The following is a 22,969-nucleotide window of genomic DNA, read 5'->3' on the forward strand; positions in this document are numbered from 1 at the left end:
GCTTACCTCAGGAATATATCTTGATGTTAAGATACTTCTCATCGAGAGAAATACCGAGTCGTGCTGGAGATTGTCCATGCTTTCCGCTTCATCATCATCCCCGACCATGGCCACCCCGCGCCAGGATGCCTTCCTTGCGGTGTTGCTGGTGCTGCTGGTCGGCTTGAACCTGAGACCCATCCTGGCGGCGGTCGGTCCGCTGCTGGATGGCATCCAGGCGGCCACCGGCCTGGAGGGCAGCGGCGCCGGGGCGCTGACCACCCTGCCCATCGCTGCCATGGGCCTCTGCGCCCTGGGCGGCGCTCGCTTGCAGATCTGGCTCGGCGAGCGCCGTGGCATCGCCTTGGGCCTGCTGCTGCTGGCCCTGGCCAACGCGCTGCGCTGGGACGAGCCGAGCGGCCCGGGCCTGCTCCTCAGCGCCGGCCTGGGTGGCGTCGGCATCGCCCTGGTGCAGGCGCTGATCCCGGCCTACATCCGCCGCTGCTATCCCGCTCGCACCAGCACCCTGATGGGGCTCTACACCACTGGCATCATGGGCGGTGCAGCCGTGGCGGCGGCCACGGCCGCGCCCCTGGCCGAGCGACTGGGCTGGGCCCAGGGCCTGGCGCTCTGGACGTTGCCGGTGCTGCTGACGCTGGGCATCTGGCTGGTCCTGGCGCGCCCCGACGCGCCGGTAGTGGCCGCTGCGCCCCGCGCGCAGCCCTGGCGCTCGCGGCAGGCCTGGCTACTGCTGGCCTTCTTCGGCATCGGCACCGCCGCCTACACCCTGGTGCTGGCCTGGCTACCGCCGTACTACACCGGCCTTGGCTGGCGCCCAGCCGACAGCGGGCTGCTGCTGGGTGGGGTGAGCCTGGCCGAGGTCAGCGCGGGCCTGTTGCTCTCGGCGACCATCGCCCGGTTGCGCCGTCGTCGGCCGCTGGTGCTGGGCGTACTCGGCGTGGTGTTGGTCGGCCTGCTATGCCTGGCCTTGGCGCCATTGGGGCTGGCGATCCCCACCGCCATCCTGCTCGGCCTGGGCATCGGCGCGCTGCTCCCGCTGTCGCTGATCCTGGCCATGGACCAGGTGCGCGATCCGACCGAGGCGGGCGCCTTACTGGGTTTCGTCCAGGGTGGTGGCTATCTCATCGCCAGCCTGGCGCCCCTGGCTGCCGGCATCCTGCGCGACCAGCTCGACAGCCTGGCCAACGCCTGGCTGCTGATGGCGCTGGGCGTGCTGCTGCTCATGGGCCTGGGGCTGCGCCTGACCCGGCCCGAGCAGCCGGTGCTGGCGACGCGCTGCCAGGAGGCCTAGGTCGCGCGCGGCAGGCGCAATTCCACGCAGAAGCCACCGCGGGCGCGATTGCTGAAGCTCAGGGCACCGCCCAACCGCCGGGTGATGGTCTCGACGATGGCCAGACCCAGCCCGGCGCCCTGGGGATTGCCGGCACTGTAGAAGCGGTCGCACAGGCGTGCCAGTTCGGCTTCGTCCACCCCCGGGCCGCGATCCTCGACTCTCAGCAGCACCCCGTCGTCCTGACCGGCTTCGATACCCACCTCCACCGCGCTGCCGGCCGGGGCGAAGGCCAGGGCGTTGGCGACCAGATTCTGCAGGGCGATGGCGATGGCGTCCGGATCGCCCAGCACCGGTTGCCCCGGCTGCGCTGCCAGCACCAGCTCCACCTGGCGATCCAGCGCCAGGGGCGTGAGTTCCGCCAGTTCTTCCCGCACCAGGGGTTCCAGCTCCAGGGGCCGCGGCTGGGTGGCACCGGGTTCCAGGCGGGCCAGGGTGAGCAACTGGCTGGCCAGGCGGGTGGCCCGGCTCACGCCCTGGCGCAGGTAGCCAAGGGCTTCGTCGCGCTCCGCCGCGGTCTCGGCGCGCTGGGCGTTCTGCGCGTGCAGGTCGAGGATCGCCAGCGGCGTGCGCAATTCGTGGGCGGCGTCGGCGATGAAGCGCCGCTCGCGGTCGAGCAGGGCGCGCAGCTGGGCGAGCAGGTGGTCGAGGGCGCCGCGCATGGGTTGCAATTCCGGCGGCAGCGGACCGGCCGGCAGCGGCGCCAGGCTGTGGGGATCGCGCTCGCGCAGTCCGCGGGCGAAATCCTGCAGCGGTCGCAGTCCCCAGCCCAGCAGCAGCCAGAGCACCCCGACCAGCAGCGGCAGGCCCACCAGGGTCGGCCAGAGGGTATGGCTGACGATGCGCTGGATCAGGTCCTGACGCAGGTCCTCGCGCTCGCCGACCCAGATGCGCAGGCCGCCATCGGCGGTACGCACCAGCATCCCGCACCATTCGCGCCCGTTCTCGAACACCTCGTGCAGGCCCTCGGGCGGTACCTCGCGCAACTGGGGTGCGTTGCCGGAGCGCACCAGCAACTGGCCGTCGGCGGTCCAGATCTGGAAGGTCAGCTGATTCTCGTAGGGATGCGCCGTGACGCCGGGCGCGGGCTGCATGGCGCGGTCGAATACCCGGGTCAGGGCGGGCCAGGTGTCCGCCGTCGGCAGGCCGGTCTGCAGCAGGCCTTCCAGCAGCCGTGCGCCCTGGACCAGCTGGGCGTCGTAGATGCCCTCGATCTCGCGATGACTGTCGCGCAGGGCCAGCAGGGCGAGGGCCAGGCTGCCAGCCATCACCAGGGCCAGGGTAGGCGCGAGGATGCGGGTGCGGATGGCGATCATGGCTGGCGCTCCAGCAGGTAGCCGACGCCCCGCACCGTACGGATGAGGCTGCTGTCGAGCTTCTTGCGCAGATTGTGGATGAGGACTTCCAGGGTGTTGCCCGAGGCCGCTTCCTGCCAACCGTAGAGGGCATTGCTCAGCCGCTCGCGGGTGATCACGGCGCCAGGGCGCAGCAGCAATTGATGCAGCAACTGGTACTCCATGGGCGTCACGGTCACCTCGGCGCTGCGGAAGCGCACCGCCTGGCTGGCCGGGTCGAGGCTGATGCCACCGTGCTCCAGCAGCGGCTGGGCTCGTCCGCAGCTGCGGCGGATCAAGGCGCGGATGCGGGCCTTGAGTTCGTCCAGGTCGCAGGGCTTGATCAGATAGTCGTCGGCGCCGGCATCCAGGCCCTGGATGCGGTCGGCCTTGGCGTCGCGGGAGGTGAGCACCAGCACCGGCACGTTGCCCTCGGGCTGACTGCGCAGCCGGCGCAACAGCTCGAGGCCGTCCAGGCGGGGTAGACCCAGGTCCAGCAACACCAGGTCGAAGCGTTCGCAGCCCAGGGCATGTTCGGCGGCCAGGCCATCGGCTACCCAGTCCAGGGTATAGCCCTCGCCTCGCAGGGCCATGCGGATGCCCTGCGCCAGGGCGGCGTCGTCTTCCACCAGGAGTACCCGCACGGCTTGCTCCTCCACTCGTTGCCTCGGTAGCCGCCCATCATCGCCGCCGCGTCGCGGACCTGCCTGGGCCAACTGTTACCGGGCGTTGCGTCCTAAGATTGCATTAAGGTTCGGCGCCGAGCCTGGGCTTCCCCAACAAGAGGAGTCCCATCATGCGCCGCCTGCTGCTTCCGCTGCTGTTCGTCAGCCCCCTCGCGCTCGCTTCCGAGCCCCAGTGCACCCAGGCCGACAAGTCCACTTGGCAGAATGCCGAGCAATTCCAGGCCAAGCTGCGCGAGCAGGGTTACGAGATCAAGAAATTAAAGGTCACCAAGGGCAACTGCTATGAGATCTACGGCTTCGACAAGGACAAACGCAAGGTCGAGATCTACCACGATCCGGTGAGCGGCAAGGCAGTCAAGAGCGAGATCGGCAGCTGATGAGCGCGGCGACCGTACGGCTCTGGGACCCCCTGGTGCGGCTGTTCCACCTGTCGGTCGCCGCCGCCTTCTTCGCCAACTACTTCTTCAACGAAAAGGGCGCCTTCTGGCACCGCTGGATCGGCTACTACGCCAGCGCCTGGCTGCTGGTCCGCCTGCTATGGGGCTTCATCGGCCCGCGCAGTGCGCGCTGGAGCGATTTCTGGCCGAGCCGCGCCCGCCTCAAGGCCCATTTGAGCGCGCTTTGGCACGGGCGACCCTACCACCGCCTCGGCCACTCGCCGCTGGGCGCGCTGGTCATGCTGCTGATGATGGTCGCCATCGGCGGCCTGGGCGTGACCGGCTTCCTCATGCGTGAGGTGGACGCCCTCTGGGGCGCCGACTGGCCCCAGGACCTGCACGCCCTCATCGCCAACGCGCTGCTCGCCCTGGTCTGCCTGCACGCCGTGGCGGCCGGGGTGGAAAGCCTGAGGGTGCGCGACAACCTGCCGTTGTCGATGCTGACCGGTCGCCGGCGCCCCCTCGACGACGACTCCCGGCATCCCTAGGCGCAGTGCCCGCCAAGGGTCCCGGGCGGATCCACCTGCACCGTCACGTGCTGCAGCCCGTGCCGCCTGCGCAGCACCTCGCCCACCAGGTTGGGCAACTGCAGCGGATCGCTGTCCGGCGCCGGGGTGATGTGCAGGGTGGCGATACGCGTCTCGTCGGTGAGGGTCCAGACGTGCAGGTGGCCCACCTCGGCGACGCCGGGCAGATCCTGGACGGCCGCCGTGGCGCCGGCGGTGTCGAATTCCCGGGGGGCCGCCTGCAGCAGCACCGCGCCGGCATCCCGGACCAGCGACCAGGCCGACTTGACGATGAGCAGCGCGACCAGGATCGACAGCGCCGGATCGAGCCAGGTCCAGCCGGTCCAGAGAATCCCCAGGGCGGCGAGGATGGCACCGATCGATCCGAGCAGGTCGCCGGCCACGTGCAGCAGGGCGCCGCGCAGGTTGCTGTCGTCCTTGTGCCCACCGTTGAGCACCAGGAAGCCGACGATGTTGACCGCCAGGCCGATCACCGCCACCACCAGCATGGGCCCGGACAGCACCTCGGTGGGCTCGCGCAGCCGCGTGATGGCTTCCCAGCCAATCCATAGCACCAGCAGCAGCAGGGCGATGCCATTGGTCAGGGCCGCCAGGATGCGCACCCGATGGAAGCCATAGGTGAAGCGGGCATTGGCCGCCTTGGCTGCCACCCGATAGGCCACCAGGGCCAGCAGCAGGGCGGCGGCGTCCGAGACCATATGACCGGAGTCGGCGATCAGCGCCAGCGAGCCGGACCACCAGCCGCCCAGGGCCTGGACGATGGCATAGCCGAAGGTCAGGGCAAACACCAGCTTGAGCTTGCGCTCGTTGTCGGCGGTCACCCGCGGGGCATGGGAGTGACCTTGGTCGTGGCCATCGCCATGCTGATGGTCGTGGTCGTGGTCGTGGTGAGGGGTGGAGCCACTCATCTACAGGTCTCCGAAGGATTGAGGAGGCATTGGACATAAGCCCTTCTCTGACCATCCTGAAGCCTGAAGTGACTTCAGGGTCAAGCGGGTCGGCAGTCAGCTGACCGCCTGGTCATCTGTTACCACGCATGAGCGGCTAAGACTTCATTAAGGTTCGCCCCTCAGGGTGGCGGCTTCCTGTCGCTGGAGCCTGCTCATGACCGCTTTCGCTAGTCGCCTCGCGCACGTGCGCAGAACCCCCTGATGCTGCTCGCGACCTTCTCCCGAACCCGCGCCACGGGTTGGCGGCACTGGCGCAATCTGCTGACCCTGAGCGGTCTGAGCTGCGTGCTGTTGCTGGCCGACGACTTTCTGCAGCAGTTCTTCACGCCGAACAACCGCGCCGAGCTGGAGGCGGGCTATGTCGCTGCGCTCTGGGTATTCAGCCTGGCGCTCTGGCTCTGCCATCTTCCGCGGCTGGCGGTGTTGATCCTGTCGCTGTTCGCCGCGATGCAGCTGCTGCAACTCGGCAACCTGAGCTTCTTCGGCGAGCCGCTCAGCGCCATCGACCTCCAGGCCCTGCTGGGCGACGCCGCCGAGGTCCGCCAGGCGCTCTGGCTCAGCCTGCCCCAGCACTGGCCCGTGCTGCTTTGCGTGGGCCTCCCCTATGGCCTGCTGATCGCCCTGCATCTCCAGCTGCCGGGGCGCGTGCCCCTGCCGGCCAGTCGCTGGGCCCTGCTGCTGATCGCCGTGGTGCTGCTGTCCAAGCCCTATCGCGCCACCTACCGGAATCTCGATGCCTTCGTGCCCAGCCCGAGCCGCAGCGGCCTGCACAACAGCCTGAACGCCTTTTCCGCCTGGGCGGTGCGCCTGGCCGGGCGTGACGATGTCGTCCTGCCGCCCACCGCCTACGCCCCCTATGGTCTGGCGCAGGTGCCCAGCAACGCGCGGCACGTCTGGCTGGTGGTGGCCGATTCCTTGCGCAGCGATCGACTGGGCGCCTTTGGCTATGTGCGCGATACCACCCCCAGGTTGTCGGCCTATCTGGAAGGCAATCCCCAGACGCTGATCCGGCCAGGGGTAGCGGCGGGGGTGGCCACCGACGTAAGCCTGCCCTATCTGCTCAATCCGATCCGCGAACCGGGCCAGGACCGCCGCCTGCGGACCGGTGAGGTCAACCTGTTCCGCTTCGCCCAGGCGGCGGGCTTTCGCACCCACTGGCTGTCTTCCCAGGAGTCCAAGTTGCTGGCGCACCTGGGCAGTCGCTACCTCGATGTCTCCATCACCCGTGAGGATCACCCCGTGCAATTCCTGCAGCGTCAGGATCGTGCCCTGCTGGACATCCTCGACCAGCAACGCTGGGCGCCGCGCAACTTCGTGGTGCTCAACCTGCGTACCGCGCACCTGCCCTATGCGCAGAACTACCGGCACGAAACCCTCCCGGCACCCTGGCCGGACGAGGGCGCCGGCGGCCAGGCCAACGCCTACGACAATTCGCTGCATTACCTGGACGGCCTGCTTGCCGAGATTCTCGCCGACTTCGACCGCCTGCAGGGTGAGCGCTACCTGATCATCACCGGCGATCACGGCCAGCGGCTGGGGGAGGGTGGACACTGGGGCCACAACGACCTGGTACCCGAGGTCAGCGACGTGCCGGTGGTCGTGGTGGCGCGGGAGGCGCCGGCCACCGCCCTCTCCACGCTGGCTGGCGAGCGCTGGATCAGCCACTACGAAGCCGGCAGTTGGCTGGCGGAGCGGCTGGGCACTCGCATCGACAATCCCAATCGCCGTCCGGACGAACATTTCGTCCATGGCAAGCTGCTGTTCAGCGACAACTTCGTCCAACGGGTGTGCGAATCGCCCACCGGCCTGGTGCATCAGCCACCGCAGCAGTTGAGCAAGCTGCTGCTGGACACTGCGGCGGCGCCCTGCGGTTAGCGGCGTTGCCGTCTTACCTTTGGATCGACGCCGCCGCTACACTGGCGGCGCGTTTTTCTTCTCTGCAACAGGACCTCGCCATGCCTTCCCTGTCCTCCGTTTCCCGCTATGCGCGCAGCGCCCGCTGGCTGCACTGGCTGATGGCCCTGCTGGTGCTCCTGGCCTACGGGCTGATCCTCAGCCGGGGGCAGTTCGAGCGGGGGTCCCTGGGGCGGCAGTGGGTGGTACTGAGTCATTTCTGGGTGGGCTTGCTGGTCCTGACGCTGGTGCTGCCCCGGCTCTGGGTACGCCGGCACCATCCGGTGCCGCCGATCACGCCGCCCTTGGCCAAGAGCCTGGAGCTGGTGGGTCGGCTCACCCATTACGCCCTCTACGGCTTCCTGCTGGCCCAGCCGCTGCTCGGGCTGTTCACCGTCTGGCTGACCATCGGCGCGGTGAAGATCCCCTCCAGCACCTGGGCCTTGCCCTCGCCCTTCGCCGTGGATGCGGAATTGGCGAAGTCCCTCAAGGGCGTGCACATCTGGCTGGGCCAGGCCTTCTATTGGGTGATCGGCCTGCACGTGCTGGCCGCGCTCTGGCACCACCTGATCCGGCGGGACGATACGCTCAGGCGCATGCTCTAGCGCCAAGCGCCGGGTACCCGTCTAGCGCGGATCGAGGGCGATGATGCGATTGCGCCCGCCTTCGGCCAGCAGGTAGCCGTCGCCGTTGGGCAGCAGCGCCTGGGGCGCGCGCAGGAAGGTCAGGATGGCGCGCGGGGCTGACTGGCGATCCCAGAGCAGCAGCCGGGCACGATGGGTGGAGTCTTCGCTGATCCACAGCCCCCGACGGTCGCAGAGCAGGAAGCTCGGCTCGCGCAGGTCGCTGAGGGCGGGCGGGTCACGGCCGTCGTCGCTCAGCTGGCGCACCAGGCCGCGGGCCTTCTCGGTGTAGAAAGCGGAGCCATCCGGGCAGCGGGTGAAGGATTCGGCTTCATCCAGGTGGTCGCGCAGTACGGTCAGGCTGCCATCGGTCGCGTCGTAGCGCAGCAGGCGCCCCTCGCCCTTGCGGTCTTCCACCGCGTAGAGGCGCGCGCCTTCGGCCCAGAGGCCCTGCGCGTTGATGCCGGTGAAGAGATCGCGACTGCCCGCGGCATCGAACCAGCGCACCGGATGGGCACCGCCTTCCTGGCTGTAGGCGAAGCCGTTGCGATAGGGCACCAGGCCGTCGGGCTTGTACAGTCCGTCGCTGAGCACCTGGCGGCGGCCCTGGGCATCGATGCGCAGCAGGCGGCCCTTGCCGTCCTTGAGTTCTTCCGCGGTGAGCAGGGCATCGCCCTGCCAGGCCAGGGCGCTGGCCTTGGCGATGTCGGCATGGGCCACCTCGTAGCGCCAGCCCGCGGCGGCCTGGGCCGGCCAGAAGCGCTGCCAGGCGAGAAAGCCACCGGCCGCGAGCAGGAGCGCGGCCAGGGCGAGGAGGGCGCTACGTCCTAGCCGCGCCATCAGGACGCAACGGCTGCCAGGTGCTCGTGCAGGATGGCGATGCCGATCACGATCAGCACCACGCCACCGAGCATCTCCGCGCGCTTGCCGACCAGCGTGCCCATCACCCGGCCCAGCATCACCCCGGTGGTGACCATGACCATGGTGGCGAGGCCGATGGCCAGGGCGGCGGTGACGATGTTGACGTCGATGAAGGCCAGGCCAACGCCCACGGCGAGGGCGTCGATGCTGGTGGCCACGGCGGTGAGGGCCAGCAGCAGGAAGGAGTGCTGGCGGGGCTTTTCCTCTTCCGCGTCGGGGGCGCCGAAGCCGGCCCAGATCATGCGCAGGCCGAGCACGGTGAGCAGGGTGAAGGCGATCCAGTGGTCCCAGGGTTGGACGTACTGGGCGGCGGTGAGGCCGACGGCCCAGCCGATCACCGGGGTGATGGCTTCGATGACACCGAAGATGGCGCCGGTGCGCAGGGCTTCGCGCAGGCAGGGCTTGTGCAGGCTGGCGCCCTTGCCGACGGCGGCGGCGAAGGCGTCGGTAGACATGGCGAAGGCCAGGAACATCAGGGAAGCGGGGTTCATCGTGACAGTGCCGGCCGGGCTCGATCCATAAGGCACCCCCGCACGCCCGGCTTGGCACGGTGATACCTCTGGTCTCGCCAACCCTGACTGGCTGTCCTGACCACGGCGGTTGCCGAGTATGTTGATCAGGACGCTTTCCACCGCGGTGGAAGCAGGCTACTCCCCAAAGAGGCCGCCACCTTACCTAGCCGGATAGAGAAAGTCTATCTTGTAGATAGTTCTAATATATATAGCCTTGGCTAAATCTTCTGCGGCGCAGGGACTTTGCCAGGCGCTCAGCCGAACTGGAAGCGGCTTGGCCACTGGGTTTCCGTCGCGGCAGAGGATGCTGCGAGAGGGGGCGAGGGGGCGTGGACGCGCCGTGGAAGTGTCGCGGGCGGGCCGCTGGAGGTCGCGTGCGGTTGGCTGGGCGAGGGTAATGGGGGGGCTACCTCTGGGACGCATCCGGAAGCCAGCAGGGCGCCGGAACCACCGGGTTCGCGGGAAGGCTCGGCTCGCGCACGGCGCGGCCAATGATGGCGCTCTGCCGTCCCCGTTTCGTCATGGCGCTGACACCTAATTGTCACATTTCGGCAATAGCCTAGCGCCAGCCCTCACTAAGGTAATGGAGCAACCAATGAAACGCACGTTCAGCCTCTCCCTGTTGTTGTCGGCCTTTTGCCTGAGCACCGCCGCTCACGCCGTGGATGTCACGGGCGCAGGTTCGAGCTTCGTGTTCCCCGTCCTGTCGAAGTGGTCGCAGGCCTTCAGCGAGAAGACCGGCAACCGCATCAACTACCAGTCCATTGGCTCCGGCGGCGGCATCGCCCAGATCAAGGCCGGCACCGTGGACTTCGGCGCCACCGACGCGCCCATGAGCACCGACGACCTGCAGAAGGGCGGCTTGGGCCAGTTCCCGACCATCATCGGCGGCATCGTGCCGGTGGTGAACGTGGAAGGCATCGAGCCTGGCAAGCTGAAGCTCGACGGTCCGGTCCTGGCGAAGATCTTCATGGGTGAGATCAAGACCTGGAACGACCCGGCCATCGCCGCGCTGAACGCCGGCCTGAAGCTGCCCGACAGCGCCATTACCGTGGTCCGGCGTTCCGACGGCTCGGGCACCTCCTACAACTTCACCAACTACCTGGCCAAGGTCAGCCCGGAGTGGAAGGAGAAGTTCAACTTCGGCACCACCGTCAACTGGCCGGTCGGGGTCGGCGGCAAGGGTAACGAGGGTATCGCCGCCTACGTGAAGCAGATCAAGGGCTCCATCGGCTACGTCGAGTACGCCTATGCGCTGACCAACAAGATGGCCCACGTGCAGCTGAAGAACGCCGCCGGCAACTTCGTGCAGCCCGAGGCCAAGAGCTTCCAGGCCGCGGCCGCCACCGCCGACTGGAAGAGCGCCAAGGACTTCAACCTGCTGATGACCAACGCCCCGGGCGCCGAAGCCTGGCCGATCACCGCCACCACCTGGATCGTGATGTACAAGGAGCCCAAGAACGAAGAGCGCAGCAAGGTCGCCTTCGACTTCTTCAAGTGGTCCCTGGAGCAGGGCCAGAAGGATGCCGCGGCCCTGGACTACGTCCCGGTCCCGGATGCGCTGGTCAAGCAGATCGAAGGTTACTGGGCGTCCGATTTCAAGAAGTAAGCACGCCTGTCCCGCCGCCTGGATCCCCTGGGGTCCAGGCGGTTTCGCGCGTCCTTCCAGGTAGACGGAAAGCTCCATGACCGACCAAACCCTGCCCCTCTCAGCCGCTCAGGAACAGCGCATCCGCCGCGATACCCGCGCCGATGTCTGGTTCCGCCGGCTGCTGTTTTCCGCCGCGCTGCTGGTACTGCTGGTACTGGTCGGCGCCGCCGCGTCCACCCTCTGGGGCGGTCGCCACGCCTTCATGACCTTCGGCCTGGATTTCATCACCTCGGCCGAGTGGGATGTCGGCGCCGAGAAATTCGGCGCCCTGGTGCCCATCTACGGCACCCTGATGACCTCCTTCATCGCCCTGCTGCTGGCCGTGCCCACCGCCTTCGGCATCGCCCTGTTCCTCTCGGAGATCGCCCCCACCTGGCTGCGCGGTCCGGTGGCCACGGCGGTGGAACTGCTGGCGGGCATTCCCTCGATCATCTACGGCATGTGGGGCCTGTTCGTCTTCGGGCCCTTCATGGCCGCGCACATCTCGCCCTTCATCAACGACTACCTAGGCGCCATCCCGGTCATCGGGGTACTGTTCCAGGGACCGCCGCTGGGCATCGGCATGCTCACCGCCGGCATCATCCTGGCGATCATGATCCTGCCCTTCATCACCTCGGTGATGTACGAGGTGTTCCGCAGCGTGCCGGCCCAGCTCAAGGAATCGGCCTACGCGCTGGGGTCCACCACCTGGGAAGTCTGCTGGGACATCGTGCTGCCCTACACCCGCTCGGCGGTGGTCGGCGGTGCCTTCCTCGGCCTGGGTCGCGCCCTCGGCGAGACCATGGCGGTGACCTTCGTGCTGGGCAACGCCCACCAGTTCTCGCTCTCGCTGATGATGCCGAGCAGTTCCATCGCCTCGGTGATCGCCAACGAATTCAACGAGGCCTATACCGATCTGCACCGCTCCTCGCTGATCGCCCTGGGCTTCCTGTTGTTCGTGGTGACCTTCTTCGTGCTGCTGGCGGCCCGTCTGATGCTGTCGCAGCTGTCGCGCAAGGCAGGTAACTGATGCAGATCGACGCCTATCTCTATCGCAAGCGCCGGATCAAGAACGGTATCGCGCTGATCTTCGGCAGCGCCGCCGCCGTGCTCGGCCTGGGTTTCCTGGCCTGGATCCTCGGTACCACCCTGATCAAGGGCGTGAGCGCCCTGAGTCCGAGCATCTTCATCGAGATGACCCCGCCGCCCGGCGCCGCCGACGGCGGTCTGGCCAATGCCCTGTTCGGCAGCGTGCTGATCACCCTGCTGGCCACCGCCATCGGCGCCCCTATCGGCATCCTCGCCGGTCTCTGGCTGGCCGAATACGCCCGCCATTCCAAGCTTGGCCTGGTGGTGCGCTTCGTCAACGACATCCTGCTGTCGGCGCCGTCTATTGTCATCGGCCTGTTCATCTACACCGCCGTGGTGGTGACGCTGAACCAGTACACCGGTGGCAGCCTGGGCTTTTCCGGTTTCGCCGGCGCCCTGGCGCTGGCCATGCTGGTGGTCCCGGTGGTGACCCGAACCACCGACGAGATGATGCAGTTGCAGCCGCCGGCCATGCGCGAAGCGGCCCTGGCCCTGGGCATCCCCCAGTGGAAGGTGACCCTGCAGATCCTGCTGCGCGCGTCCCGCGCCGGGGTGGTGACCGGGGTGCTGCTGTCCATCGCCCGGATCACCGGTGAGACGGCGCCGCTGCTGTTCACCGCCTTCGGCAACCAGTACTGGAACGCTGACGTGCTCAAGCCCATGGCCAGCGTGCCGGTGACCATCTTCCAGTTCGCCATGAGTCCGTTCGAGAACTGGCAGCAACTGGCCTGGGCCGGCGCCCTGCTGCTGACCCTGTTCGTGCTGTTCCTGAACCTTTCCTCTCGCTTCTTCTTTCGCAACCGGGATTCCAAGTGACCACCATGCAGACGCAGATACCGGAACTGCAGGCGCGCGACGTCGGCTTCCGCTACAAGGGCCACCAGGCGCTCAAGTCGATCAACCTGGACATCGCGGCCAAGCAGATCACCGCCATCATCGGCCCGTCCGGATGCGGCAAGTCCACCCTGCTGCGCATCTTCAACCGCATCTACTCCGAGTACCCGGGGCTGGAAGCGACCGGCGAGATCCTCATGGACGGGGAGAACATCCTCGATCCCAAGTACTCGCTGAGCCGCCTGCGCAGCACCATCGGCATGGTGTTCCAGAAGCCGGTGCCCTTCCCGATGTCGATCGCCGACAACGTCGCCTACGGCATCCGCCACCACGAGCGGCTATCGCGGGTGGAGCTGCAGGATCGCGTCGAGCAGGCCCTGCGCGGCGCGGCGCTGTGGGACGAGGTCAAGGACAAGCTGAACCAGAGCGCCCTGGGCCTCTCCGGCGGCCAGCAGCAGCGCCTGTGCATCGCCCGCACCATCGCCCTGCGGCCGCGGGTGCTGTTGCTGGACGAGCCCACCTCGGCGCTCGACCCCATCTCCACCGCGCGCATCGAGCAACTGCTGGCCGAACTCAAGCAGGAGTTCACCGTGGTGATCGTCACCCACAACATGCAGCAGGCGGCGCGCTGTTCCGACGTCACCGCCTTCATGTATCTGGGTGAGCTGATCGAAGTGGACAAGACCGACAAGATCTTCACCAAGCCGGACAAGAAGCAGACCGAGGACTACATCACCGGTCGCTTCGGGTGAGTCTTGGCCGCTTGCCTCGCAAGGCCACTCCCCGGAGTGGCCTTTTTCATGGCCCCCAGTGTTGGGCTTCGCTGCGCTCATCCCAACCTCGCCGAGGCCGCTTCGCTCCCTCTCCCTCTGGGAGAGGGTTGGGGTGAGGGTGCCTCGAGGATGGATCGTTGGGCTTCGCTGCGCTCAACCCAACCCACGCGGAGGCCGCTCTGCTCCCTCTTCCTCCGGGAGAGGGTTGGCGTGAGGGTGCCTGGAGGACGGATCGTTGGGCTTCGCTGCGCTCAACCCAACCTACGCCGAGGCCGCCTTGCTCCCTCTCCCTCCGGGAGAGGGCCGGGGTGAGGGTGCAGGTACGGCGGATCGTTGGGCTTCGCTTCGCTCAACCCAACCCACGCGGAGGCCGCCTTGCTCCCTCTCCCTCCGGGAGAGGGTTGGGGTGAGGGTGCCTGTAGCGGGGTTGGGCCCAGCTCCGTGTAGGTTGGGTTGAGACGGCCGCATCGTCGAAGCCCAACAGCCCAGGCCACCTCCGCGCGCTCAACGCTCGACCCTGATCTCCACCAGCTTGCCATCGATGAACTTGAGGTAGCGTGTGGCGCCGTTCGCCGGGCCATAGGTCCAGAAATGGGTCTCGGCCGCGTTGAACCTGGGCACGCCGTTGTTGCGCAGGGCTGGCGGTATCACCTTGCGTTCGCCGGGTGCGCCACAGGCGGCGAGGACCTGCTCGGCGCTGTCGCCCTCCTCGACGAGACCCTGGCCGCAGCGCAGGCTGGCCTGGGCGAACAGGGGGGCCAGCAGGGGAAACAGCAGCAGGTGACGGACGTTCATGGAGCCTCCACGGCAGGACAGCCCCCAGCTTAGCCAACCTCCGGCCAGGGCGCCTGGCGCAAAGTCTCGGTCAACTCCGGCGCCAAGCCATAAAGCCTGCGTAACGGCCCGGGACAGTCGGCGGCGGAAGGCGTATTGCTGGACGCCCCTTCTCCATGAGTCCTGTTAGCACCATGGTCGCGATCCAAGCCCGCCTGCCCGTCGCCACCCCCGTTCCCCGACCCGAGCCCGTGTTGCACCTGCCGCCCAGCAGCACCCTGCTGATCATCGTCGAGCGCAAGGAAGACTGGTCGGACTACCTGCCCAGCGAGAGCATCGTCACCGCCCAGGAATACCTGGAAGACCGCCGTCTCACCGCCGGCGGTGGCCGCACCCAGGTGCTCAACCTCTGCCGCAACTACCGCTACCTGGGGCACGGCTACTACTGCTCGCTGCTGGCGGAGGCGCGTGGCCATCGCGTCATTCCCTCGGTCCGCACCCTCAGCGAACTCAACCGCAAGGCGCTCTACGGCCTGATGCTGGAGGACCTCGACGCCCTGCTGGACCAGGCGTTGGCCGAGCACCCGCTGGGCGCCACCGAGGGCTTCACCCTCAACCTCTATTTCGGCCGGACCGACTTCGCGCCGCTGCAGGCCCTGGCGCGGCAGCTGTTCGACGCCTTTCCCTGCCCGATCCTGCAGGTGGAGCTGCGTCACAGTCGCCACTGGCACATCGCCGGGATCAAGAGTGGCGCTCTGCACCGGCTGCAGGATGCCCAGCAATACGCCTTCGCCGATGCCCTGGATGCCTTCAACCGGCGCATCTGGCGCCAGCCGGCCTCACGCCGCCAGGCGCGCTACGACCTGGCCATCCTCCACGATCCCGAGGAAGGCCTGCCACCCTCCAATGCCGCGGCCCTGGCCAACTTCGTCGCCGCCGGGCGCGACCTGGGGGTGGCGGTGGAGCTGATCGAGCGCAAGGACTACGGTCGCCTGGCCGAGTACGACGCCCTGTTCATCCGCGCCACCACCCGGGTCGACGACCACACCTACCGATTCGCCCGCAAGGCCGAGAGCGAAGGCCTGGTGGTGCTGGACGACCCCGCTTCCATCCTGCGCTGCACCAACAAGGTCTTTCTCACCGACCTGCTGGCCATGCACGGCCTGGGCATGCCGCGCACCGAGATCCTCTATCGCGAACGCCCCCAGGAGCTGGAGGAGGTGGGCCGTCGCCTCGGCTATCCGCTGGTGCTGAAGATTCCCGACGGCTGCTTTTCGCGCGGCGTGCTCAAGGTGGCCGACGCCGCCGAGCTGCGCCGGGCCGCGGCGGAGCTGTTCGAGCGCTCGGTGCTGCTGCTGGCCCAGGAATACCTCTACACCGCCTTCGACTGGCGCATCGGCGTGCTCGCCGGCGAAGCCCTCTACGCCTGCCGCTACTTCATGTCCGCCGGCCATTGGCAGATCTACAACCACAAGGCGGAAGCGGGCAGTACCGGTGGCCGCTGCGAGGCGGTGCCCATCGCCGCGGTGCCGCCCGCGGTGGTCGAGCTGGCGGTGCAGGCCGCCGCCCTGATCGGCGATGGCCTCTATGGCGTCGACCTCAAGCAGGACGACGAGCGCCTGGTGGTCATCGAGGTCAACGACAATCCCAACCTGGATGCCGGCATCGAGGATGGCGTGCTGGGCGAGAGCCTCTACCGACGGGTGCTGGAGGACTTCGTCCGGCGCCTGGAACAGCGCCGTCAGGGCTGGTAGGAGCACGCCATGATCGAGAGCTTCGCCCTGCAGGATGGCGCCCTGGTACCGACCCCAGAACGGACGGCGCCGGTGCTGCTCTGCAGCGACCCCGACGCGGAAGAACGGGCCTGGCTGCTCAGCCGCTTCGCCCTGGATAGCCACCGCCTGGCCTCGGCGCTGGATCCCGACGAGGTCTCGCGGCTGGAAGGGCAGGGCGACGACCTCTTCCTCATCTGGAAACGCCCGGAGCGCTATGCCGGCGGGGCGCGCTTCGCCTTCGAGGTGTCGTCCTTCGGCCTGCTCTGGCGGTCGGAGCGGCTAGTGGTCATCTCCTCCGGGCAGTCGCTGCTGGCCAGCGCGGGGACGCCGCACGCCCTGCAGGATCCGCTGGACGTGCTGGTGGAACTGCTGTTTCGCAGCGTGCACCACTACCAGGGCCATCTGCGGGTCATCAAGCTGGTCGGCCGCGAGTTGCAGCAGCGCTTCGACAGCTCCCTGGCCAACGAGCACCTAGTGCAGATGTTCAACCTCAGCGAGAGCCTGATCCACTACATTAACGCCCTGCAGGGCAATGGCGCTGTGCTCGACCGCCTGCGCCAGATCGCCGCGAAGCGCGACCTGGGCGAGTCCCTGCGGGCGCGCCTGGAAGACCTCAGCATCGAGAACGACCAGTGCCGGCGCCAGGCGGACATCTACGCCACGGTGTTCGCCCGGCTGATGGATGCGCGCGGCAACCTGGCCAACAACAGCATGAACCTCACCCTGCGCAATCTCACCCTGGTCAACGTGGTGTTCCTGCCACTCAACCTCATCGCCGGCATCGGTGGCATGTCCGAATTCAGCATGATGACCGCCGGCCATCCCTGGTGGCTGTCCTACTCGCTGCTGCTGGTGGCGATGCTGCCCTTGAGCCTTGGCCTGACCTGGATCCTGCGCCGCTCGCTGCGGCGCCGAGCCGAATCCGCCGCGCGTGCGGCCTAGTCGTAAAGGAGGCAACCATGGAAAGACATCTGCTCGGCCTGGGCATCGTCCTGGCGATCCTGGCCTTCGGGCTCCTGACCCTGATCGTCGATCTGCGTCGCGGTCTGCGACAGCAGCGGCAGGCGGCGCTCAGCCCGGAAAGCCGCGGCTCAGATAGCGCGAGCCGGCCAGGCCGAAGCGCCAGGGCACCTCGCGGGCGCGGCTGATGCCGATGCGCGGCCCCTGCAGCACTGCCATGGGCGCGGCCGCGGGAGTCAGTTGGAAGGGCGGTTCGGCCAGTGGCAGGCCGTCGTGGCTGCCGTTGATCCCCAGCGCCTGGCAGACCCGGCCGGGGCCGGCGCAGAGCAGGCGATCGGCCAGCCCGCCACGCCGCTCGCGCATGAGCTCCAGCCCCCAGCGCGGCTCCAGGGCGCGGATCAGCACCCCGGCGCCATGGCCGGCCTCACGGCAGACCAGGTTGAAGCACCAGTGGAGGCCATAGGAGCGATAGACATAGGCATGGCCGGGCGGGCCGAACATGGCGCGGTTGCGCGGGGTCGGGCCGGAGAAGCTGTGGGACGCCGAATCCTCGCCATCGTAGGCCTCCGTCTCGACGATCACGCCGCCCACCCCGTCGACCGCCAGGGTGGCGCCGATCAGCCAGCGGGCGACCTCCTCTACCGGGCGACTGAAGTCCACGCCTGTCACGCCTCGGGCTCCGGCTCTTCCAGGATCAGCGCGGCATGCACCATGGCCAGGTGGCTCAGCCCCTGGGGGAAGTTGCCCAGGGCCGCACCGTCGCGGGGATCACGCATCTCGGTCATCAGGCCGACGCCATTGAGACTGGCGGCCAGCACCTCGCGCATCAACTCGCGAGCCTGCGCTACCTGACCCAGCACGGCATGGGCCTCGACCATCCAGTAGGAGCAGGCCAGGAAGGCTCCCTCCTCGCGTTCGGCACCGCTGTAGCGATAGACCAGTGGCCCGCGCGCCAACTCGCGGCGGATGGCGGCCAGGGTGCTGACCGACCGCTCGCCGCCATCGAAGCCGAAGCGGATACCGAGCAGCAGTCCGGCGTCCAGGCGCTCGGTACCGGCATAGAAGGTGTACGCCTGCTTGCGTTCGCTCCAGCAGTGTCGGTTGACCCAGTCGCGGATACGGTCGCGCTCGCGTTGCCAGCGGCCGCACATGGCATCCGGGATATGGCCTTCACGGGCCAGGGTCACGGCGCGGTCCAGGGCGAACCAGCAGCCCAGCTTGGACAGGGTGTAGTGGCGCTCCTCGGGCAGTTCCCACATGCCGGCGTCTGGCTGCCGCCAGCCATCGGCGCAAAGATTGGCCAGGTCGGTGAGGAGGCTCGCGGTGGCGAAGTCCAGCACATGGCCCTTGCTGGCATAGAGGCGGAAGGTCTCCAACAGGTCGCCATAGAGACTCAACTGGCACTGGGCGCTGGCACGGTTGCCGACCCGCACCGGCTGGGAGTCGCGATAGCCGGGGACCGAGATGGTGCGCTCCGCGGGCGCCAACTCGCCTTGCAGGGTGAAGCAGGTATGCAGGCGATTGCCGTGGCGGCGGATGACGTTCTGGATCCAGGCCAGGGCTGCCTGGGCCTCGCCGAGGGCACCCAGGCGCAGGAAGGCCTTGATGGTGAAGACCGCGTCGCGCACCCAGGCATAGCGATATTCGTAGTTCTTGTCGCCGCCGATGCGCTCCGGCAGCGAGGTAGTGGCCGCCGCGACGATGGCGCCGGTGGGGGAGTAGAGCAGCAGCTTGAGCGCCAACGCCGAACGCTTCACCTCGCTGAGGAATTCACCGCGATAGGCAAAACCCTGGGCCCATTCGCGCCAGGCCTGGTCGCTGCGGTCGATGCGCTGGTCGACTTCCTCCAGCGTCGGCACGATCAGGGGCTCGTTCTCGGTCGCGGTCAGCGCCAGGACGCTGCGCTGACCGGCTTCCAGCACCAGCCGCGCCACCAGGCGGCGGTCATCGCACTGGAGAATCTCCAGCCGTTCGCAATACCTCAGGGTGGCCATGACGCCGTCGACGTGCATCACCTCGCCATTGGGCGTGCTGCGCATCCAGGGCGAGACCGTCTGGCCCTGGGTGCCGGGCACCAGCTCGATGCGCAACTCGACCCGGCCGGCGAGGCCTTCCACCCGCCGGCCCAGTTCGCACCAGGGCAGGCGCCCCGCCGAGCCGCTGTTGAGCGATTCGGTCAGGCGCACGCTGCCGTCGGCGGTATGGAAGCAGGTCTCCAGTACATTGCTGTCTTCGCGATAGGCACGCTCGACCCGGTAGTCCGCCACGGGCGTGATGCTGAAGAAGCCGCCCGCCGGCGCGTCCAGCAGGCGGTCGAACAGCGGGGCGGAATCCATGTTCGGGACGCACCACCAATCCAGCGAGCCGTCCGGCGCCACCAGGGCTACCGAACGACCATCGGAGAGGGCGGCGTAGCCCGCCAGGGGCGCGTAGCCGTCCTGGCGAGCTGGGTCGAAGGCCGCCATGGCCCTCAGCCCATGCCTCCGGTGGCGCCATAGACCTCACCGGTCACATAGCTCGATTCCTGGGAGGCCAGCAGCACATAGATGGGGGCCAGTTCCGCCGGTTGCCCCGGCCGCTTGAACACCGTCTCGCCGCCAAAGCTGGGAATCTTCTCCTGGGGCTGGCCGCCGCTGGGCTGCAGCGGGGTCCAGAAGGGGCCGGGGGCCACGGCGTTGACGCGGATGCCCTTGGCGGCCACCTGCTTGGCCAGCGCCTTGGTGAAGTTGGTGATGGCCGCCTTGGTCGAAGCATAGTCCAGCAGGAATTCCGACGGCTGGGTGGCCTGGATGGAGGTGGTGTTGATGATGGCGGCGCCCGCCGGCAGGTGCGGCAAGGCCGCCTTGCACAGCCAGAACAGCGCGTAGACGTTGGTCTTGAAGGTGGCGTCGAACTGCTCGGTGGTCAGCTCGGCGATATCCTGTACGGCGGTCTGCTTGCCAGCCACGTTGACCAGGATGTCGAGGCCGCCGAGGGCGTCCTTGGCCTTGCTCACCAACTGGGTGCAGAAGGCTTCGTCCTTCAGGTCACCGGGCACGCAGAACGCTTGGCGGCCCTCGGCCTCCACCAGTTTGACCACCTCTTGGGCGTCGGCCTCTTCCTCGGGCAGGTAGTTGAGCACCAGGTCGGCACCCTCGCGGGCATAGGCGATGGCCGTCGCCCGGCCGATCCCCGAATCCGCCCCGGTGATCAGCGCCTTGCGCCCGGCCAGCCGGCCGAAGCCCTTGTAGCTGGTCTCGCCATGATCGGGACGCGGCTGCATGGCCTGGGCCAGGCCTGGCGCTTCCTGGGGCTGCTTGGGAAATTCCGGCTGGGGATACTGGGTGAGGGGGTTCTGCATGGCGTACTGGTTGTCGCTGGACATGACATCTCCTGGAAATGGTTAGAAAGGCGCCCGTTGGGCAGCTTTTCGCTGACGTTCAAGGAAATGGAGGGGTAAAGCCGCCACGAGGTTCCCGGCATCCATCGGCCTCCGTATCCGCCTGGACAGATTTCTTACCTGGGCTTTACCTCCGGCTACACCTTTTTGGCCAGGGTCCGGCGTCCAAGGACGTAACGGAGGGAAGGTCCCTGCGCTGAAGGAGAGAACGGATGTTGGTGAAGAGCTGCAAGGTGGCCCTGCTGGCCGCATTACTGTCGTTGTCCGGGTGCTGGCTGTTCATGCCGCCACCGGGCGGTGGGCACGGTGGTCCCGGTGGTGGCCATGGCGGACCCGAGGGTGGGCCGGGCCAGGGCGGGCCACGCTAGCGACAGCCTTCAGGCGTCGAGCGGCTCGAGGCGCAGGGCGGCGCCGGTCCGTTGCAGGGTGAGGATGTCCGCCTCGCGACAGCCGATCAGGTCGCCCGTGGCGGTGCGCAACTGGTCGTCTTCCAGCTCGGCATAGGACTGCGGCAAGGTGCCGTCCCCCGTGACCATGATGTAGAGCTGCCCGCACAGCAACTGGCCGGCCAGGCGTCCATCGTCCAGGCCGATCAGGCGATAGCTGCGGCGGGCATCGTAGGTGAAGGGCATGGGCGCATCCAGTCGAGAGGTTCTGCTCAGAACCGCTCTGGCGGGCAATGTTCCCTGCCGGCTGGCTGCGCTTGGCGCGTCAGGCCACGCCGTCGCGCTTGAGGCCTGCCGCCCGCCGGGGCGGTGGCAGGCCAACCGCTGGTCGACGCGATCCTCAATAGCGGAATTGCGCCACCAGTCCCTGGAAGGACGTGGCCAGGCGCGACAGTTCCTGGCTGGACGCGGCGGTCTGCTGGGCGCCGGTCGCGGTCTGGGTGGACAGGTCCTGGATGTTGACCAGGTTGCGGTCCACTTCGCGTGCGACCTGGGCCTGCTCCTCCGCCGCACTGGCGATCACCAGGTTGCGTTCCTCGATCCGCGCCACCCCGGCGGTGATCCGCTCCAGCGCCTCGCCGGCGCGGTTGGCCCGCTGCTGGGTGTCGTCCGCCAGCGATTGGCTCTTGTGCATGGCGCTCACCGCCGCTTCGGCGCTGGTGCGCACGGTGCTCATCATGCGCTCGATCTCGCCGGTGGAACCCTGGGTTCTGTGGGCCAGGGCGCGGACCTCGTCCGCCACCACGGCGAAGCCGCGACCCTGCTCGCCGGCGCGGGCCGCTTCGATGGCAGCGTTGAGTGCCAGCAGGTTGGTCTGCTCGGCGATGCCGCGGATGACCTCCAGTACCTTGCCGATCTCGCGGATCTGGCCTTCCAGGGTCTGCACCTTCTGGGTGGAGTCGGTGATCTCCTCGGTCATCACCGCCATGGCCTTGGCCGCCTGCTGCACCTGCTCGCGACCCTGCTGGGCCTCATGGCTGGTCTCCTGGGAAGCGGTGGAGGTGGAGGCGGCGTTGCGGGCGACCTCTTCCACGGCGGCGGTCATCTGGTTGACCGCGGTGGCCGCCTGCTGCACTTCATCGTGCTGGCGAACCTGGCCGCGCGAGGTCTCCTCGGTCACGGCGTGCAATTCCTCGGCGGCCGCGGCCAGCTGGCTGGAGGCGCCGGCCATCTGCTGCACGGTATCCTTCAGGCTGCGCTGCATGCCGCCCAGGGCTTGCAGCAGCTGGCCGGCTTCGTCGCGGCGCGTGCTCTGGATCGGTTGGGTCAGGTCGCCCTCGGCGACGCGCTCGGCGCTGGACACGGCTTCGCGGATCGGGCTGACGATCATGCGGGTGATGACGATGCCCAGGACCAGGGCGCAGAGCACCGCCAGCAGCAGGCCGCCGGCCAGCATCCAGAAGGCCTTGCCGTAGGTGGCGATCGCCGCGGCGCCGGCTTCGTTACCCTGGCGCTTGTTGGACTCCACCATGATCTTGAAGGCCGCCATGGTCTTGCGATAGCTGGGCTGCACCTGCTCGTTCAACAGCTGGTTGGCACCGGCCACGTCCTTGGCGGCCAGGCGCGCGAGGACGGCGTCGATGCCGGCGATGTAGGTTTTCCACTCGCCCTCGAAGGCGTCGCCCGCGACCTTCTCGTCCGCTTGCAACGGAGTGGCGCGGTATTCGGCGAAGGGCTTCTCGGCATCGGCCTGGTTGGATCGCAGCGAGGCGACGATGCGGTCCTGCTCGGCCTGGGGCGCGTTGGCATAGACCATGGACATCAGCCGGAAGATGTCGCGGTTGTGGCCGATCACATTGCTCTTGGCATCGTTGAGCCGGGTGATGGACAGCAGGTTGTTGTTCAGCACGGAATCCAGCAGGACATTCAGGCTCCGGAGCCCATTCATGCCGACCGCGCCTATGCCCAGGGTGATGAGCGTACAGAGACCGAAGGCGATCGCGAGTTTCTTCGCCAGCGCCAGATTGTTGAACCAGACCATGGGGACGTCCTTTGAGCGAAGGGGGGCCAGCGGCATAGCGCCGGATACCCTCGCTATCGGCACTTATAGGATGACCTTTAACCCCTCCGGCTGGGCTTCAGAGCTGGCCTTTCGC

23 protein-coding genes and 1 riboswitch are annotated in these 22,969 nt (G+C 67.9%); of the genes, 12 read left to right on the top strand and 11 right to left on the bottom strand.

The genetic code is table 11. The annotated features are described in order from the left end of the window. The first annotated feature begins 76 nt into the window (after positions 1-76). The gene (locus FSV73_RS08625) at positions 77-1,291 is read left to right on the top strand and encodes an MFS transporter (RefSeq protein WP_260856048.1); all 1,215 of its coding nucleotides are present in this window, start codon (positions 77-79) and stop codon (positions 1,289-1,291) included. Here the strand turns inward: FSV73_RS08625 and FSV73_RS08630 are convergent. Then, positions 1,288-2,646, bottom strand: coding sequence for an ATP-binding protein (locus FSV73_RS08630; RefSeq protein WP_145006778.1), 1,359 nt, complete (start codon positions 2,644-2,646; stop codon positions 1,288-1,290). The two genes, FSV73_RS08625 and FSV73_RS08630, sit on opposite strands and share 4 nt — an antisense overlap. Beyond that, positions 2,643-3,308 carry a response regulator gene (locus tag FSV73_RS08635; protein ID WP_145006781.1) on the bottom strand — a complete coding sequence of 222 codons (666 nt, stop codon included), beginning with the start codon at positions 3,306-3,308 and terminating at the stop codon, positions 2,643-2,645. The genes FSV73_RS08630 and FSV73_RS08635 overlap by 4 nt, the downstream gene beginning before the upstream one ends. Before the next feature lie 152 nt (positions 3,309-3,460). Between FSV73_RS08635 and FSV73_RS08640 the strand changes: the two genes are divergently transcribed. Beyond that, positions 3,461-3,727: a PepSY domain-containing protein gene (locus tag FSV73_RS08640; RefSeq protein WP_145006784.1), complete on the top strand. Its 267-nt coding sequence runs from the start codon at positions 3,461-3,463 to the stop codon at positions 3,725-3,727. Then, on the top strand, positions 3,727-4,275 hold the full coding sequence (locus tag FSV73_RS08645) for a cytochrome b/b6 domain-containing protein (RefSeq protein WP_145006787.1): 549 nt from the start codon (positions 3,727-3,729) through the stop codon (positions 4,273-4,275). The genes FSV73_RS08640 and FSV73_RS08645 overlap by 1 nt, the downstream gene beginning before the upstream one ends. Here FSV73_RS08645 and FSV73_RS08650 read toward each other — a convergent pair. Then, complete coding sequence (locus FSV73_RS08650; protein ID WP_145006790.1) at positions 4,272-5,222, bottom strand: cation diffusion facilitator family transporter; 951 nt, start codon at positions 5,220-5,222, stop codon at positions 4,272-4,274. The two genes, FSV73_RS08645 and FSV73_RS08650, sit on opposite strands and share 4 nt — an antisense overlap. A 243-nt stretch (positions 5,223-5,465) precedes the next feature. Here FSV73_RS08650 and FSV73_RS08655 point away from each other — a divergent pair, with 243 nt between their 5' ends. Together FSV73_RS08655 and FSV73_RS08660 are read left to right on the top strand one after the other, a co-directional pair. Then, complete coding sequence (locus tag FSV73_RS08655) at positions 5,466-7,139, top strand: sulfatase-like hydrolase/transferase (RefSeq protein ID WP_145006792.1); 1,674 nt, start codon at positions 5,466-5,468, stop codon at positions 7,137-7,139. An 80-nt stretch (positions 7,140-7,219) separates the two neighbouring features. After that, positions 7,220-7,762 (top strand): cytochrome b, encoded by a 543-nt coding sequence (locus FSV73_RS08660; protein WP_145006795.1) that lies wholly within the window; start codon positions 7,220-7,222, stop codon positions 7,760-7,762. A gap of 21 nt (positions 7,763-7,783) precedes the next feature. Here the strand turns inward: FSV73_RS08660 and FSV73_RS08665 are convergent, their stop codons facing one another. Together FSV73_RS08665 and mntP are read right to left on the bottom strand one after the other, a co-directional pair. Next, positions 7,784-8,620 carry a hypothetical protein gene (locus FSV73_RS08665; protein ID WP_145006797.1) on the bottom strand — a complete coding sequence of 279 codons (837 nt, stop codon included), beginning with the start codon at positions 8,618-8,620 and terminating at the stop codon, positions 7,784-7,786. Further along, entirely contained in the window at positions 8,620-9,192 is a 573-nt protein-coding gene (gene mntP, locus FSV73_RS08670) for a manganese efflux pump MntP (RefSeq protein WP_145006800.1), read from the bottom strand. Before mntP ends, FSV73_RS08665 begins: the two co-directional genes overlap by 1 nt. A gap of 4 nt (positions 9,193-9,196) precedes the next feature. After that, a riboswitch (yybP-ykoY riboswitch) is annotated at positions 9,197-9,364 on the bottom strand. A gap of 432 nt (positions 9,365-9,796) precedes the next feature. Here mntP and pstS point away from each other — a divergent pair. The 4 genes from pstS (at position 9,797) to pstB (ending at position 13,518) form a co-directional block, all read left to right on the top strand. Next, positions 9,797-10,822, top strand: a complete 1,026-nt coding sequence (gene pstS / locus FSV73_RS08675; RefSeq protein ID WP_145006802.1) for a phosphate ABC transporter substrate-binding protein PstS — start codon at positions 9,797-9,799, stop codon at positions 10,820-10,822. Between the two features lie 76 nt (positions 10,823-10,898). Then, complete coding sequence (gene pstC / locus FSV73_RS08680) at positions 10,899-11,873, top strand: phosphate ABC transporter permease subunit PstC (protein ID WP_145006806.1); 975 nt, start codon at positions 10,899-10,901, stop codon at positions 11,871-11,873. Continuing rightward, positions 11,873-12,748, top strand: coding sequence for a phosphate ABC transporter permease PstA (gene pstA, locus FSV73_RS08685; protein WP_145006809.1), 876 nt, complete (start codon positions 11,873-11,875; stop codon positions 12,746-12,748). Before pstC ends, pstA begins: the two co-directional genes overlap by 1 nt. A 5-nt stretch (positions 12,749-12,753) precedes the next feature. Beyond that, entirely contained in the window at positions 12,754-13,518 is a 765-nt protein-coding gene (gene pstB / locus FSV73_RS08690) for a phosphate ABC transporter ATP-binding protein PstB (protein ID WP_017638707.1), read from the top strand. Positions 13,519-14,043: 525 nt separating this feature from the next. Here the strand turns inward: pstB and FSV73_RS08695 are convergent. Continuing rightward, positions 14,044-14,334 carry a DUF2845 domain-containing protein gene (locus tag FSV73_RS08695; RefSeq protein WP_145006811.1) on the bottom strand — a complete coding sequence of 97 codons (291 nt, stop codon included), beginning with the start codon at positions 14,332-14,334 and terminating at the stop codon, positions 14,044-14,046. 173 nt (positions 14,335-14,507) lie between these two features. Here FSV73_RS08695 and FSV73_RS08700 point away from each other — a divergent pair, with 173 nt between their 5' ends. Together FSV73_RS08700 and FSV73_RS08705 are read left to right on the top strand one after the other, a co-directional pair. Further along, positions 14,508-16,067, top strand: coding sequence for a RimK family protein (locus FSV73_RS08700; protein WP_145007308.1), 1,560 nt, complete (start codon positions 14,508-14,510; stop codon positions 16,065-16,067). Between the two features lie 9 nt (positions 16,068-16,076). Then, positions 16,077-17,030 carry a magnesium transporter CorA family protein gene (locus FSV73_RS08705; RefSeq protein ID WP_145006814.1) on the top strand — a complete coding sequence of 318 codons (954 nt, stop codon included), beginning with the start codon at positions 16,077-16,079 and terminating at the stop codon, positions 17,028-17,030. Positions 17,031-17,159: 129 nt separating this feature from the next. Here the strand turns inward: FSV73_RS08705 and FSV73_RS08710 are convergent, their stop codons facing one another. From FSV73_RS08710 to FSV73_RS08720, 3 genes are read right to left on the bottom strand one after another with little or no spacing between them, the layout of a single operon-like run. After that, the gene (locus tag FSV73_RS08710) at positions 17,160-17,717 is read right to left on the bottom strand and encodes a DNA-3-methyladenine glycosylase (protein ID WP_145006817.1); all 558 of its coding nucleotides are present in this window, start codon (positions 17,715-17,717) and stop codon (positions 17,160-17,162) included. Next, complete coding sequence (locus FSV73_RS08715; RefSeq protein ID WP_145006820.1) at positions 17,714-19,513, bottom strand: glycoside hydrolase family 15 protein; 1,800 nt, start codon at positions 19,511-19,513, stop codon at positions 17,714-17,716. The genes FSV73_RS08710 and FSV73_RS08715 overlap by 4 nt, the downstream gene beginning before the upstream one ends. A gap of 5 nt (positions 19,514-19,518) precedes the next feature. Then, positions 19,519-20,412, bottom strand: coding sequence for an SDR family oxidoreductase (locus FSV73_RS08720; RefSeq protein WP_145006823.1), 894 nt, complete (start codon positions 20,410-20,412; stop codon positions 19,519-19,521). A 227-nt stretch (positions 20,413-20,639) separates the two neighbouring features. Here FSV73_RS08720 and FSV73_RS25555 point away from each other — a divergent pair, with 227 nt between their 5' ends. Next, positions 20,640-20,795 carry a hypothetical protein gene (locus FSV73_RS25555; protein WP_186309193.1) on the top strand — a complete coding sequence of 52 codons (156 nt, stop codon included), beginning with the start codon at positions 20,640-20,642 and terminating at the stop codon, positions 20,793-20,795. Between the two features lie 9 nt (positions 20,796-20,804). Here the strand turns inward: FSV73_RS25555 and FSV73_RS08725 are convergent, their stop codons facing one another. Both FSV73_RS08725 and FSV73_RS08730 read right to left on the bottom strand, forming a co-directional pair. Next, complete coding sequence (locus FSV73_RS08725; RefSeq protein WP_145006826.1) at positions 20,805-21,059, bottom strand: hypothetical protein; 255 nt, start codon at positions 21,057-21,059, stop codon at positions 20,805-20,807. A 154-nt stretch (positions 21,060-21,213) separates the two neighbouring features. Further along, positions 21,214-22,854 (bottom strand): methyl-accepting chemotaxis protein, encoded by a 1,641-nt coding sequence (locus FSV73_RS08730; RefSeq protein ID WP_145006829.1) that lies wholly within the window; start codon positions 22,852-22,854, stop codon positions 21,214-21,216. Positions 22,855-22,969: the final 115 nt, after the last annotated feature.

Source organism: Pseudomonas oryzihabitans (assembly GCF_007665395.1).
GTDB classification, from domain to species: Bacteria; Pseudomonadota; Gammaproteobacteria; order Pseudomonadales; family Pseudomonadaceae; genus Chryseomonas; species Chryseomonas psychrotolerans_C.